Here is a 13588-nt window from a genome sequence, read left to right on the forward strand (position 1 = left end):
GTAATTAGTTACTCTTCTTTTGACCGTTTTTGTCTTGCAACTGTGATGGCACCAGAACCGTGGTCACGCGTTTGCCTTTATCGCTGAACGCCTGCATCTGCTGCTGTGGCACCAGATAGGTAATACGGTCGCCCTTCACGTTGCTATCGAGCTGTTCAAGATAGGCGTTGCCGGTGAGGGTGATCAGCTGCGGCGCGACGTCGTAACGAACTTTCTGCGCATGGCCTTTCACTGGCTTGCCGTTGTCCTGCATCTGGTAGAAGGTTACCGGATTACCGAACGCTTCAATATAGGTTTTGTTCTGATCGCCACCCGGGCGCGTGACCACGACCTTGTCGGCCTTGATCTCGATGGTGCCCTGCTTGATCACCACGTTGTCGGTAAAGGTGCTGACGTTGCTCTGCATATCCAGCGACTGTTTCAGCGAGTCGATACTTACCGGTTGGTCAGAATCGGATTTCAACGCCAATGCGGGGGAGCTGGCGGTCAAAACGAGGCTGACGATCAACAGATTACGGAGTTGGCTTTTGGTTCTGAATTTCATAGTTGGTCTTGACCTTATCAATCAGCTCAGCGGTTTTGTTCCGCAGATTACCACGCATTTTCATGCCGTTAGAGGTGAAATTCGTGCCGAACAGGGTCACTTCATCATCGGAAGAAACGTCCTGGGTGACCAGATTAATCTGGGCATTATCGGTTTTAATTTTTTCCAGCTGTGAGGTGGTTGTCAAACTGTTCACCTCCACGTGGCCGTACAGATACAGCATGCGGTTTTTGGTCAGCTTGGCGCGATCGGCGCGTATTGACCAGGTGGCCACGGCATGCTCATCAAACAGCGTCATCACCGGCTGGGTGAACCAGCTTAACTCATCGGCGGTGTAATATTTAACCTCTTCTGCCACCAGCTTGTAGCTTAGCTGCCCGGCCGGGTTGTACACCACGGTCACGGTATGCTGGCTCTGATAGGTCGGGTCTTGGTTGTTGACCGGTACCGAACTGCCGTCATCGCTGAAATCGGCCATGTTCCAGCCAATCAGCGCCAGCGCGATCACGGTCAGCAAGAGGGTGATCCAAAGTTTGGTTTTACTCATATTGACAGCCCTTTGGCGTCCTCCAGCTTGTTTTGCGCCAGCAGGATCAGGTCGCACAGCTCGCGCACCGCACCACGGCCACCGTTGATACGGGTGACATAATGGGCACGAGGTAACAATAATGGATGCGCATCGGCCACTGCGACGGCCAGACCGACTTCGGCCATGACCGGCCCGTCGATCAGATCGTCGCCGATGTAGGCGATTTCATCTGGCACCAGGGACAGTTTATCCAACAGTTCACGGAAGGCCAAAAGCTTATCGGACTGTCCTTGATACAGATGGGTGATATCCAACGTTTTTGCCCGGTCTTCCAGCAGCTTGGCCGAACGCCCGGTGATGATGGCCACCTCGATACCCGAGGTTTTCAGGCAGCGGATGCCGTAGCCGTCACGGACGTTGAAGGCTTTCAGCTCTTCACCGTTATTGCCCATGTAGATCAGGCCGTCTGACAGCACGCCGTCGACATCACAAATCAACAGACGGATTTTCCCGGCGCGGGCCATGACTTCTTCAGCTACCGGCCCGTAACAGGTTTCAACCAGACTCATGCAGTTGGTTCCTTTCATTAAACGACGCCAGCGCGCAGCATGTCATGCATATGTACCACACCCAGCAATTGGTCGCCATCGGCAACCAGCACGGCGGTGATATGGCGTTGCTGCATCAGATTGAGCGCATCGACCGCCAGCAGGTTCGGGCGCACCCGGATACCGCCCAGCGTCATGACGTCGGTGATGTTGGCATTATTCAGATCGATGCCCATATCGAACACCCGGCGTAAGTCACCATCGGTAAAAATACCGGCGATTTTCATCAGATCGTCGCAGATTACCGTCATGCCCAGGTTTTTACGGGTGATCTCCAGTAGCGCGTCGCGCAGCGAGGCTTCGGGGCTGACGTGCGGAATTTCGTCACCGCTGTGCATGATATCACTAACGCGCAGCAGCAGGCGGCGGCCCAATGCTCCGCCAGGATGAGACAGGGCAAAATCTTCCGGGGTAAAGCCGCGGGCCTTCAGCAGCGCTACGGCTAACGCATCGCCCATGACCAAGGTGGCGGTGGTGCTGGTGGTAGGGGCCAGACCCAGTGGGCAAGCTTCCTGCGGTACCTTGATGCACAGATGCACGTCTGCCGCCTTGCCCATCGAGCTTTCCGGGTTGTTGGTCATACAAATCAGTGGGATCTGCTGGCGTTTCAACACCGGGATCAGCGCCAGAATTTCGTTCGACTCACCGGAGTTGGAGATCGCCAGCACGATGTCCTGCGTCGACACCATACCCAGATCGCCGTGGCTAGCCTCCGCCGGATGCACGAAGAACGCTGGGGTTCCGGTACTGGCCAGCGTGGCGGCAATTTTGCAGCCGATATGGCCGGATTTGCCCATACCCATGACCACGACTTTACCGCAGCATCCGGCGATCGCTTCACATGCCCGGGTAAAATCTGCATTGATGTACCGATCGAGCTGGGCCAGGCCATCACGCTCAATCTGAAGCACTTCTTTGCCGGCCTGCTGAAAGTCAAAGCCCGGTTGCAACTGGTTAGATGACATACTCATTCTCAACGGTTAGCCGAACGTACTGAAAGGGTTAAAGAACAGCACTGCAAGATACGCAATAAAGCCACATAATAACAGAGCTCCCGCCAGATGACCGATACGATGTTTGCGGCCAATACACAGCGCGGCAAGCAGGATACCGGCCGCCAGCATCACCCAGTAATCGCGCTGGAAGGCTGCGGGATCGATACTGCCCGGTGATAGCAGGGCAGGCACGCCCAGCACGATCACCGTGTTAAAAATCGTCGAGCCGATGATATTCCCTACCGCCATATCATCTTCGCCTTTTAGTGCTCCAGCGATCGAGGTGGCCAATTCGGGCAGGCTGGTGCCGATGGCGATAATCGTCAGGCCAACCACCAGTTCACTCAGGCCAAAGTAGTGGGCAATCACCGAAGCGTTATCGATGATCATCCTTGATGACAGCGGCAGAATAATGAAGGCCAGCACCAGCCAGAGAATGGCTACGGTGTTGCTGCTGTCCTGCGGCAGTTCGGCGAGTTGCTCCACCGTCAGGCTGTCGTTGCCTTCACGTTGCGCCAGCCTGGCGATTTTCAGCATCAGCAGAATAAAACCGGTGGCGGCCAACAGCAGCAGCACACCATCGAACCGGCTCAGGGTGTTATCCATCAGCACGTAGCCGCACAGCAGGATAACCCCCAGCATCAGTGGCAGTTCACGCCGTAACACTTCGGAGCGAACCGACAGCGGATGTATCAGGGCTGCCACCCCCAGGATCAGTAAAATATTGGTGATGTTGGAGCCAATCACGTTACCCACCGCCAGGTTGGTCTGCCCATTGAGGGCGGCGGTGACCGACACAATCAATTCTGGCAACGAAGTGCCTATACCGACTATCGTCATGCCGATAATCAACGGGGGAACCCCCAGCGAGCGGCTAATCACTGCCGCACCATAAACCAATCTATCTGCCCCATACACCAGTAAAAATAAACCAACGATCAACAGCACTATCGCGAGAAACATTCAGGGTCCTATATTGGGTATAATCCCGGTTCGTTGGTTAAAGGCCATCATCGGCCAGCTTGCACACCCCTCGTTGCACATAACAACGAATTTTCCCGGTAAAAGGTCGAACCACATAAGACTGCGACTAATCCTGATGAACTGGCTTTGTAGGGGCGCCGCATGCTGCGCCCTCAGAAACATTCTCAGTTTGTCATCAGTCAGAATTTATTTTTTTGCGTTATTTCCTAATTTTGACCGTCTGGAGCCTAAAAGTAAAACCTATGGCATCATTGGTAGCGCATTGAGGGTAAGTTTCGGTAAAAATAGGACGTATCGCCCCTATTGCTTTACCATCACGGATGATTTGGCAAAAAAATAGCCTGTACAGGATCAATAAACATGCACCAGAAGGCAGATAATCTGGTCGAAGTACGCGGCATGAGCTTCTCTCGCGGCGATCGGCTGATATTCGAAGACATCAACCTGACGGTTCCCCGTGGCAAAGTGACGGCCATCATGGGGCCGTCCGGCATTGGTAAAACCACGCTGTTACGCCTGATTGGTGGCCAGTTGACCCCGGACTGTGGCGAGATCTGGTTTGATGGGGACAACATCCCGGCGCTGTCGCGCCATCAGCTGTATGAGTCACGCAAAAAGATGAGCATGCTGTTTCAGTCGGGAGCGCTGTTCACCGATCTGACGGTATTTGAGAACGTGGCCTACCCGTTGCGTGAGCACAGCCGCCTGCCAGAGCCAATCCTGCGCAGCACGGTGCTGATGAAACTGGAAGCCGTAGGGCTACGCGGCGCGGCAGATCTGATGCCGAACGAGCTTTCCGGCGGGATGGCCCGGCGAGCTGCCCTGGCGCGTGCCATCGCGCTGGATCCGACATTGATCATGTTCGATGAACCCTTCGTTGGCCAGGATCCGATCACCATGGGCGTGCTGGTCAAGCTGATCGATGAGCTGAATAACGCGCTCGGGATCACCTGCATCGTGGTATCCCATGATGTGCCAGAAGTCTTGAGTATCGCGGATTACGCCTATATTGTGGCGGATCACCATGTGATTGCCGAAGGCTCGGCAGCACAATTACAGAACAATCCTGATGCGCGAGTGCGTCAGTTTCTGGATGGTATTGCCGATGGGCCGGTACCATTCCGTTACCCGGCCGGTGATTATCAGACAGAGCTTTTAGGGGAAGGGAGTAAATAACCTCATGTTTTTAAAGGCGTTAGCGTCGTTAGGACGCCGTGGCATCAACACCAGCGCAGCCTTTGGACGCGCCGGGCTGATGCTGTTCCACGCGCTGATCGGGCGCCCGGAGCCGCGTAAACAATGGCCGCTGCTGCTCAAACAGCTCCACAGCGTGGGCGTTCAGTCGCTGCTGATCATCATGGTTTCCGGCTTGTTTATCGGCATGGTGTTGGGGCTGCAAGGTTACATCGTCCTCACCACCTACAGTGCCGAGGCGAGCCTGGGTATGATGGTGGCGTTGTCATTGCTGCGTGAGCTGGGGCCGGTAGTGACCGCTCTGCTGTTTGCTGGCCGCGCCGGTTCGGCTCTGACGGCCGAAATCGGTCTGATGAAGGCCACCGAGCAGATCTCCAGCCTGGAAATGATGGCGATCGATCCACTGCGGCGTATTGTTGCCCCACGTTTCTGGGCCGGCCTTATCAGCATGCCGTTGCTGACGATTATTTTCGTGGCCATCGGCATCTGGGGCGGCGCAATTGTCGGCGTGGACTGGAAAGGGATCGACAGCGGTTTCTTCTGGTCAGCGATGCAAGGGGCCGTTGAATGGCGTCAGGATTTACTTAACTGCCTGATCAAGAGCGTGGTGTTTGCCATAACCGTTAGCTGGATTGCGATCTTCAATGGTTACGATGCCGTACCGACCTCTGAAGGGATTAGTCAGGCAACGACAAGGACCGTGGTACATTCGTCACTGGCGGTGTTGGGATTGGATTTCGTGCTGACTGCACTGATGTTTGGGAACTGATTTGATGCAAACGAAGAAGAGTGAAATCTGGGTTGGGGCGTTTATGCTGATTGCGCTGTGCGCCATCATCTTCCTCTGCCTCCAGGTGGCCAATATTAAATCGATCGGTAATGAACCGACTTACCGTATCTACGCCACCTTCGATAATATCGGTGGTTTGAAAGCGCGTTCGCCCGTGAAGATTGGTGGGGTGATGATTGGCCGTGTTGCGGCTATCTCGCTCGACCCGAAGACCTACACGCCACGAGTGGCGCTGGATATCCAGCAACAGTACAACCAGATCCCGGACACCAGCTCGCTGGCGATCCGCACCTCCGGCCTGCTGGGGGAACAGTATCTGGCGCTGAACGTCGGTTTTGAAGATCCTGAGATGGGCACGGCTATCCTTAAAGATGGTGGGACCATTCAGGACACTAAATCAGCCATGGTGCTGGAAGACTTGATCGGCCAGTTCTTGTACAAGAGCGGAGGTCAGGATAGCCCGAACTCACCGGATGCCGCTGCTGCACCTTCGGCACCGGATGCCGCTGCGCATTCCGCTACCACTCACTAATCGAGGAAACCTGCATGTTGAAACGTTTTTTAATGGTTGCCCTGCTGGTGGTTGCACCGCTAGCTAATGCGGTCGATCAGACTAACCCATACAGCCTGATGCAAGACGCTGCGCAGAAAACCTTCACCCGCCTGAAAAGCGAGCAGCCAAAAATCAAGCAGGATCCTAACTACCTGCGCACCATCGTGCATGAAGAGCTGATGCCGTTCGTGCAGGTGAAATATGCCGGTGCGTTGGTTCTGGGCCGTTACTACAAAGACGCTACGCCAGCCCAGCGTGAAGCTTACTTCACCGCCTTCCAGGCCTATCTGGAGCAGGCGTATGGCCAGGCGTTAGCCATGTATCAGGGCCAGACCTATCAGATCGAACCGGAACAGCCTCTGGGCAATGCTGATATCATCGCGATCCGCGTGACCATCATCGATAAAGGTGGCCGCCCGCCGGTGCGTCTGGACTTCCAATGGCGCAAGAACAGCAAAACCGGCCACTGGCAGGCGTATGACATGATCGCCGAAGGCGTCAGCATGATCACCACCAAGCAGAATGAGTGGGCATCGACTCTGCGCCTCAAAGGTGTAGACGGTTTGACCCAGCAGCTGCAAGCGGCCGCCAAACAGCCGATCACCCTGGATCAGAAAAACTGATGGCCGCAGCGCTGAGCTGGGTATCACAACAGCAAACGCTGGTACTGAGCGGTGAGCTGGATCGTGAGACATTATTGCCGCTGTGGCAGCAACGTGAGACGCTGTTGGCAGATAAAACCGTGATTGATGTGGCTCAACTGCAGCGCGTGGACTCTTCCGGTCTGGCCCTGCTGCTGCATTTACGTGAGCAACGGAGCCAGCAGGGAATTGAGATAAAAATTTCCGGCATTACCGATCGGTTGCAAACGCTGATCACGCTCTACAATTTGTCAGCAATAATGCCTGTCGAAACCGCTAGTTAGCCACATTTTTGGCTGTTCGGCCGGGAAAAATCAGTTAAAGGCCCCTGTTGCTCAGGGGCTTTTTCTTTGGTTTAAGAAAGCGGCGGATTCCACTAAGATAGACGCCAAGAAGTCGCCACGGGTGACTATGATCCTTCGATGCAGAATTGGATACTATGGAAAATAGCGAAATTAAAGACGTGCTGATGAAGGCGCTGGCACTGGAAGAAGCGCATGTGACCGGCGATGGCAGCCATTTTCAGGTGATTGCCGTGGGTGAACTGTTCGCCACCATGAGCCGCGTCAAGAAACAGCAGGCCGTCTATGCGCCGCTGATGGAATACATCGCGGACAACCGCATTCATGCTTTGTCGATCAAGGCATATACCCCAGAAGAGTGGCAGCGGGATCGCAAACTCAACGGATTTTAAGGCTGTTTGCCCTGCGGGCAGGCAGCTCAGAACAGATAACAGAGAGTAGTTAAATGGATAAATTTCGTGTGCATGGCCGGACCCGTCTTAGCGGTGAAGTGACCATTTCCGGGGCGAAAAACGCCGCCCTGCCGATCCTGTTTGCCGCCTTGCTGGCGGAAGAGCCTGTCGAACTGCAAAATGTCCCGAAGCTGAAGGACATTGACACCACCATCAAACTGCTCAGCCAGTTGGGTACCAAGATCGAGCGCAATGGTTCGGTCTATGTTGATGCCAGCGGCGTGAATGAGTTTTGTGCTCCCTACGATCTGGTGAAAACCATGCGTGCCTCCATTTGGGCATTGGGGCCACTGGTAGCGCGCTTTGGCCGTGGCCAGGTATCGCTGCCAGGTGGTTGTGCCATCGGCGCACGTCCGGTTGATCTGCACATTACTGGCCTGGAGCAACTGGGTGCTGAAATCAAACTGGAAGAGGGCTACGTCAAGGCCTCTGTGGAAGGGCGCCTGAAGGGTGCACATATCGTGATGGATAAGGTCAGCGTAGGTGCGACCGTCACCATCATGAGTGCTGCAACCCTGGCGACTGGCACGACCATCATCGAGAACGCGGCACGTGAGCCGGAAATCGTCGATACCGCCAACTTCCTCAACACGCTGGGTGCCAAAATCAGCGGCGCAGGCACGGACAGGATCACCATCGAAGGCGTTGAGCGCCTGGGTGGCGGGGTTTACCGTGTACTGCCAGACCGTATCGAAACCGGTACCTTCCTGGTTGCCGCTGCCGTTTCCGGTGGCAAGGTGCTGTGCCGCAATACTCGTCCAGATACGCTGGATGCGGTGTTGGCCAAACTGCGTGAAGCCGGGGCCGATATCGAAGTGGGTGAAGACTGGATCAGCCTGGACATGCATGGCAAACGCCCGAAAGCGGTAACCCTGCGTACGGCTCCACACCCTGGTTTCCCAACCGATATGCAGGCGCAGTTCAGCCTGTTGAACCTGGTAGCGGAAGGAACCGGTGTGATCACCGAGACGATCTTCGAAAACCGCTTTATGCACGTGCCTGAGCTGATCCGTATGGGCGCACACGCAGAAATCGAGAGCAACACAGTGATTTGCCACGGCGTAGAGCAGCTTTCTGGTGCACAGGTGATGGCGACCGATCTGCGTGCCTCTGCCAGCCTGGTATTGGCGGGTTGTATTGCCGAAGGCGTAACGGTGGTGGATCGTATTTATCACATCGACCGTGGTTACGAGCGCATTGAAGACAAATTACGTGCGCTAGGTGCCAATATCGAACGTGTGAAAGGCGAGTAATCGACAGTTTTAGCCTGTTTGTGCGAATAAAGCCCGGCGAGCCGGGCTTTTTGCTGACTAATTATTATCTTCCGGGAACTCACCCACCGCCATATGCAGCGTAATACGTTGCCCATCGCGCAGCACCACCACCGGGATCTCCGTCCCAGGGCGGATCTCCGCCACCTGGTCCATCGTCTCCAATACCGACACCGCCGGTTTGTTATCGACGTTAATGATGATGTCATTAATATGGAACCCCGCATTGGCGGCCGGGCCGTTAGGGGTGATTTCGGTCACGATGATCCCCTGCAGGCGATCGATGCCGGTTGTCGAGGTACGCACCGGGATAATCTCTTTGCCCTGAATACCAAAGTAACCGCGGATCACCCGGCCATCGCGGATCAGCTTATCCATGATCTTGGTTGCCAGCTCTACCGGGATGGCAAAGCCCAGCCCCTCTGGCGTTTCACCATCGGTGATCTTGTCGTAGGTCAGCGTGTTGATGCCCATCAGCTCACCCAGGGAGTTAACCAGCGCACCGCCGGAGTTACCCCGGTTGATTGAAGCATCGGTTTGCAGGAAGGTTTGTCGCCCGGTGGTGCTCAGGCTGATACGCCCGGTGGCGCTGATAATGCCCTGGGTAACGGTTTGCCCAAGGTTGTACGGGTTACCGATCGCCAGCGCCACATCACCGATGCGAGCGGGGCGTGCGGTATTGATTGGGATCACTGGCAAATTGCCCGGATCGATTTTCAGTACGGCCAGGTCGGTCAGGCTATCGGAGCCGACCAGTAACGCCTCATAGCGGCGGCCATCTTGCAGTACGGCGGTGATCTGCTGGGCGTCTTTGATCACGTGGCGGTTGGTAATGATGTAGCCGCGATCGTTCATGATCACGCCGGAACCCAGGGAGAGTACGTTGGTCGCGCCGCTGATGTTGCGGTTGTAGATGTTGACGACGGCAGGGGCAGCCCGGCGCACGCCGGTGTTATAGCTGGCCGGCGTTTGATCGCTGGTATTCTCAGATTTGCTGGCGAATATGTTATTGGCGGAACGCAATACGGGCAGGGCGGCCAGCAGTATACCGGCAACGACCAAACCAATAACAATAGAACGCAAGAGCTTAGCAAACATAGAGTTTTAGTTAGTGTTGAGGAAGATGAACGGAGGATAGCACGAGTTAACCGGGCGCAGTATGCTGGCGCGCCCGGTTTCGCAACAAATTAACGCAGCAACAGATAAATGTTTTCGTCGCCACGTACGATGTTCAACGCCATCACCGCCGGTTTAGCCTCAAGCAGTTTACGCAGTGCGTTGATGTTTTCAACGCGCTGACGGTTGACGCCGATGATCACATCCCCTTTCTGCAGGCCAAACTGCGCCGCCGGAGTGCCTTTATCCACCTTGTCGATCTTCACGCCTTTATCACCGTTTGGCAGCGCACCGTTGGTGAGGGAGGCACCTTGCAGCGCAGGCGACAGCGTTTCGGCATTGGTTGATACGCTTTCGCTGTTATCAAGGGTGACGGCAACGTCCATGGGTTTGCCTTCACGCAGCAGGCCTATTTTAACGGTCGTGCCCGGTGCGGTGGTGCCCACTTTGGCACGCAGCTCGGCAAAGCTGCTGATCGGCTTGCCATCCAGGGAGACCAGAATGTCACCGGCTTTGATCCCGGCTTTGGCTGCGGCGGATTTTGGCATCACTTCGCTGACGAAGGCCCCGCGCTGGGCATCCGTATTGAATGCTTTCGCCATATCGGCCGTCATTTCACTGCCTTTGATGCCCAGTAGGCCGCGCTTCACTTCACCAAACTCAATCAGCTGCTTGCTTAGGCTCTGTGCCATGTTACTTGGAATGGCGAAGCCGATACCGATGTTGCCGCCACCCGGTGCCAGGATTGCGGTGTTGATACCGATCAACTCACCGTTCAGGTTCACCAGCGCGCCGCCGGAGTTGCCACGGTTGATGGAGGCATCGGTCTGGATGAAGTTTTCCAACCCTTCCAGGCTCAGGCCGCTACGGCCCAGTGCGGAGATGATGCCGGAGGTTGCCGTCTGGCCAAGGCCGAACGGGTTACCGACGGCTACGGCGAAGTCACCAACGCGCAGTTTGTCGGAGTCGGCGATTTTTACCGCCGTCAGGTTTTTGACATCGCTGACCTGCAGCAGGGCAATGTCAGACTGCTCGTCACGGCCAATCAGCTTGGCGTCATATTCGCGGCCATCATTGAGCTGCACGCTGATCTTGTCGGCGTTGTTGATGACGTGATTGTTGGTGAGGATGTAACCCTTCGCCGCGTCGATAATCACACCGGAACCCAGCCCTTCAAACGGGCGAGTGCTTTCTTTCGGTGTAGGCATGTTCGGGCCAAAGAAGAATTTAAACTGCTCTGGCAGCTGTGGCTGGCGTTGTACCTGGGTGCCTTCTACACGCACGCTAACTACGGCGGGCAGCACTTTTTCCAGCATCGGCGCCAGGCTTGGCAGCGACTCACCAGCAACGGCGGCAGGCATGGCTGCGTTGGCTGCCGGGACAGAGGCAAATGCCAGGCTAATGCTCATTGCTAATGCACTAAGAAATAAAGATCTTTTCTTCATTGGTTATAGCTCTCTCAAAATCTGCCGGTGAAATTTTTTACGATACTGCCATAGCAATACCATTTGTGCAGTCTAGGACAATGAATTTACGCGAAAAGTTCACTTAATCGTCAAGAGTAAGCATAGTCAGTGCGGGGAATTAGGGACGAACAAAGTGAACAACCCGTGGGAACACCCCACGGGTCAGTATAACGGGGATCAATTATCGCGTGGTGCGCCGCGCAGCAGGCCGGAGGCCCCTTCGGAATAGTCACGTGGCATTTCCACTGGCGCCTGATCGTTATCCGCTTCCGCTTCGGTCAGACGATAGCGGAACGGGTTGTCCTGCATCGGCAGATCCGGCAGCAGGTTATTGGAGCTTTTCGCCATATGTTGATACAGCTGGCGATAGTCGCGCGCCATGTTATCCAGCAGTTCGGCACTGCGGGCAAAATGGCCAACCAGCTCCTGACGGTACTCTTCAAGCTCGGTTTTGCTTTTATCCAGTTCCTTTTGCAGCACCTGTTGCTGACGTAATTTACTGTTACCAAAACGCATCGCTACCGCACCGATCACGATACCGACCACCAAACCAATCAGCGCATACTCCCAGGTCATGATGACTCCTATTTTGACTTCGTTGTTCCGCAGGGATTTTTCACTTAATAATATCCACTATAACCGTTAACCTTGTCCGAGTGGAATCCTGATAAGCCAATACCTGCAGTTTGCAGGGGTTTTCTTGGGGCATAACGCCGATAAATGTGGCGATCAGGGTGGGAAGCGGCCGCCATCCGCCGCGAAAATTGGATAAATAAATTCTCAGCGTTGTTAGGGATTGCGAATACATGCAGGCACAGTCACCGTTATCACGCTACCAGCAGGCGCTGGATGCGGGGGAATATCAGGCCGATGCGGTTCAGCGCCAGGCCGTCACGCAGTTGGATCAGGTCTATCAGGCGTTGCAGCAGGTACCGGCTCCCGCTAACGCTGGCAAGCGCCGTAACCTGCTTAGCCGTTGGTTAGGTAAGAGTGAGGAAACCACCTCGCAGCGGCCGGTACAGGGGCTGTATATGTGGGGCGGCGTTGGCCGGGGTAAAACCTGGCTGATGGACCTGTTTTTCCACAGCCTGCCCGGCGATCGCAAACTGCGGCTGCACTTTCACCGCTTTATGCTGCGGGTGCACGAAGAGCTGACGGAGCTGCAAGGGCAGGAAAACCCGCTGGAGATCGTCGCGGACGGCTTCAAGGCGCAAACGGACGTGCTGTGTTTTGACGAGTTCTTTGTCTCCGACATTACCGACGCCATGCTGCTGGCAACGCTGTTGCAGGCGCTGTTCGCTCGCGGTATTACGTTGGTGGCTACCTCTAACATTATTCCGGACAACCTGTATCGCAACGGGCTGCAACGCGCACGCTTCCTACCGGCGATCGATTTGATCAACGAGTATTGCGACGTGATGAACGTAGATGCGGGCATTGATTACCGGTTACGTACCCTGACGCAGGCCCATCTGTATCTGACCCCGCTCAATCAGCAAACGCAGAACACGATGGATCACATCTTCCTCAAGCTGGCGGGTCACGTCGGGGAAGAGGCTCCAGTGCTGCAAATCAATCACCGGCCAATGCCCACCTTGCGTGCGGTGGAAGGGGTATTGGCGATCGATTTTCATACTCTTTGCGAAGAGCCGCGTAGCCAACTGGATTACATCGCGTTGTCTCGCCTCTATCACAGCGTGATGCTGTATAATGTGCGCATTATGGGGCCACTGAAGGAAAACACCGCCCGCCGCTTCCTGGCGTTGGTGGACGAATTCTACGAGCGCCACGTCAAACTGGTGATCGCCGCCGAAGCTTCGATGTTCGAGATCTACCAGGGTGAACAGCTGAAGTTCGAGTTTCAGCGTTGCCTGTCCCGCCTGCAAGAGATGCAGAGCGAGGAGTATCTGAAGCTGCCTCATCTGCCGTAAACGACGTTCGGGCCTGGCTTCCAGGCCCAGTTTCGTCCCCGATTATCGCTGCCAAATCGGTCCCCCGTGCTAAATCCGTTTTCCCGCTAAAAACAGGTCGACCTTTGTGAGCGACTTCTCTATAATCTTGCGACCCCACGTTACAACAAAGTTTTTTTCCCAAAACTTTGTATAGTGCCGGCAATGGCTATTCGAAGGGGTAGGTTTGCTGG

At 55.3% G+C, this 13588-nt stretch carries 16 protein-coding genes; 8 read left to right on the top strand and 8 right to left on the bottom strand.

The genetic code is table 11. The features are described 5' to 3' along the window. Positions 1 to 4: 4 nt before the first annotated feature. Genes lptA through ACKWMY_RS21520 form a run of 5 tightly spaced genes read right to left on the bottom strand, consistent with a single transcriptional unit; the run spans position 5 to position 3639 of the window. A complete protein-coding gene (gene lptA / locus ACKWMY_RS21500) occupies positions 5 to 544 on the bottom strand; it encodes a lipopolysaccharide ABC transporter substrate-binding protein LptA (RefSeq protein ID WP_021180699.1) in 540 nt (179 codons plus the stop codon). Continuing rightward, on the bottom strand, positions 513 to 1091 hold the full coding sequence (gene lptC, locus ACKWMY_RS21505; RefSeq protein WP_024530618.1) for an LPS export ABC transporter periplasmic protein LptC: 579 nt from the start codon (positions 1089 to 1091) through the stop codon (positions 513 to 515). Before lptC ends, lptA begins: the two co-directional genes overlap by 32 nt. Then, on the bottom strand, positions 1088 to 1642 hold the full coding sequence (kdsC, locus tag ACKWMY_RS21510) for a 3-deoxy-manno-octulosonate-8-phosphatase KdsC (protein WP_409487009.1): 555 nt from the start codon (positions 1640 to 1642) through the stop codon (positions 1088 to 1090). Before kdsC ends, lptC begins: the two co-directional genes overlap by 4 nt. Before the next feature lie 17 nt (positions 1643 to 1659). Beyond that, complete coding sequence (kdsD, locus tag ACKWMY_RS21515; protein ID WP_199062758.1) at positions 1660 to 2646, bottom strand: arabinose-5-phosphate isomerase KdsD; 987 nt, start codon at positions 2644 to 2646, stop codon at positions 1660 to 1662. Between the two features lie 15 nt (positions 2647 to 2661). Then, positions 2662 to 3639, bottom strand: a complete 978-nt coding sequence (locus ACKWMY_RS21520) for a calcium/sodium antiporter (protein ID WP_021806956.1) — start codon at positions 3637 to 3639, stop codon at positions 2662 to 2664. Positions 3640 to 4020: 381 nt separating this feature from the next. Between ACKWMY_RS21520 and mlaF the strand changes: the two genes are divergently transcribed. The 7 genes from mlaF (at position 4021) to murA (ending at position 8845) form a co-directional block, all read left to right on the top strand. Further along, a complete protein-coding gene (gene mlaF, locus ACKWMY_RS21525; protein WP_024530621.1) occupies positions 4021 to 4836 on the top strand; it encodes a phospholipid ABC transporter ATP-binding protein MlaF in 816 nt (271 codons plus the stop codon). A gap of 4 nt (positions 4837 to 4840) precedes the next feature. Next, positions 4841 to 5623, top strand: a complete 783-nt coding sequence (mlaE, locus tag ACKWMY_RS21530; protein WP_021180693.1) for a lipid asymmetry maintenance ABC transporter permease subunit MlaE — start codon at positions 4841 to 4843, stop codon at positions 5621 to 5623. Positions 5624 to 5627: 4 nt separating this feature from the next. Further along, positions 5628 to 6176: an outer membrane lipid asymmetry maintenance protein MlaD gene (gene mlaD / locus ACKWMY_RS21535; protein WP_024530622.1), complete on the top strand. Its 549-nt coding sequence runs from the start codon at positions 5628 to 5630 to the stop codon at positions 6174 to 6176. A 14-nt stretch (positions 6177 to 6190) separates the two neighbouring features. After that, positions 6191 to 6820, top strand: coding sequence for a phospholipid-binding protein MlaC (mlaC, locus tag ACKWMY_RS21540; protein ID WP_024530623.1), 630 nt, complete (start codon positions 6191 to 6193; stop codon positions 6818 to 6820). Next, positions 6820 to 7122 carry a lipid asymmetry maintenance protein MlaB gene (gene mlaB / locus ACKWMY_RS21545; protein ID WP_024530624.1) on the top strand — a complete coding sequence of 101 codons (303 nt, stop codon included), beginning with the start codon at positions 6820 to 6822 and terminating at the stop codon, positions 7120 to 7122. The genes mlaC and mlaB overlap by 1 nt, the downstream gene beginning before the upstream one ends. 155 nt (positions 7123 to 7277) lie before the next feature. Continuing rightward, positions 7278 to 7532 carry a BolA family iron metabolism protein IbaG gene (gene ibaG / locus ACKWMY_RS21550; protein WP_021180689.1) on the top strand — a complete coding sequence of 85 codons (255 nt, stop codon included), beginning with the start codon at positions 7278 to 7280 and terminating at the stop codon, positions 7530 to 7532. A 53-nt stretch (positions 7533 to 7585) separates the two neighbouring features. Beyond that, a complete protein-coding gene (gene murA, locus ACKWMY_RS21555; protein WP_021180688.1) occupies positions 7586 to 8845 on the top strand; it encodes a UDP-N-acetylglucosamine 1-carboxyvinyltransferase in 1260 nt (419 codons plus the stop codon). A 57-nt stretch (positions 8846 to 8902) separates the two neighbouring features. On the opposite strand, the gene degS is transcribed toward murA, so the two are convergent. The 3 genes from degS to zapG all read right to left on the bottom strand — a co-directional run bounded on the left by degS (position 8903) and on the right by zapG (position 12021). Continuing rightward, complete coding sequence (gene degS / locus ACKWMY_RS21560; protein ID WP_024530625.1) at positions 8903 to 9961, bottom strand: outer membrane-stress sensor serine endopeptidase DegS; 1059 nt, start codon at positions 9959 to 9961, stop codon at positions 8903 to 8905. Positions 9962 to 10050: 89 nt separating this feature from the next. Beyond that, the gene (gene degQ / locus ACKWMY_RS21565) at positions 10051 to 11424 is read right to left on the bottom strand and encodes a serine endoprotease DegQ (protein ID WP_024530626.1); all 1374 of its coding nucleotides are present in this window, start codon (positions 11422 to 11424) and stop codon (positions 10051 to 10053) included. A 198-nt stretch (positions 11425 to 11622) separates the two neighbouring features. Further along, positions 11623 to 12021, bottom strand: coding sequence for a Z-ring associated protein ZapG (zapG, locus tag ACKWMY_RS21570; RefSeq protein WP_024530627.1), 399 nt, complete (start codon positions 12019 to 12021; stop codon positions 11623 to 11625). Between the two features lie 230 nt (positions 12022 to 12251). Between zapG and zapE the strand changes: the two genes are divergently transcribed. Next, positions 12252 to 13376 (top strand): cell division protein ZapE, encoded by a 1125-nt coding sequence (gene zapE / locus ACKWMY_RS21575; protein ID WP_409487010.1) that lies wholly within the window; start codon positions 12252 to 12254, stop codon positions 13374 to 13376. The last annotated feature ends 212 nt before the right edge of the window (positions 13377 to 13588 follow it).

The organism is Serratia sp. J2, assembly GCF_046269175.1.
In the GTDB taxonomy this organism is placed as follows: Bacteria; Pseudomonadota; Gammaproteobacteria; order Enterobacterales; family Enterobacteriaceae; genus Chania; species Chania fonticola_C.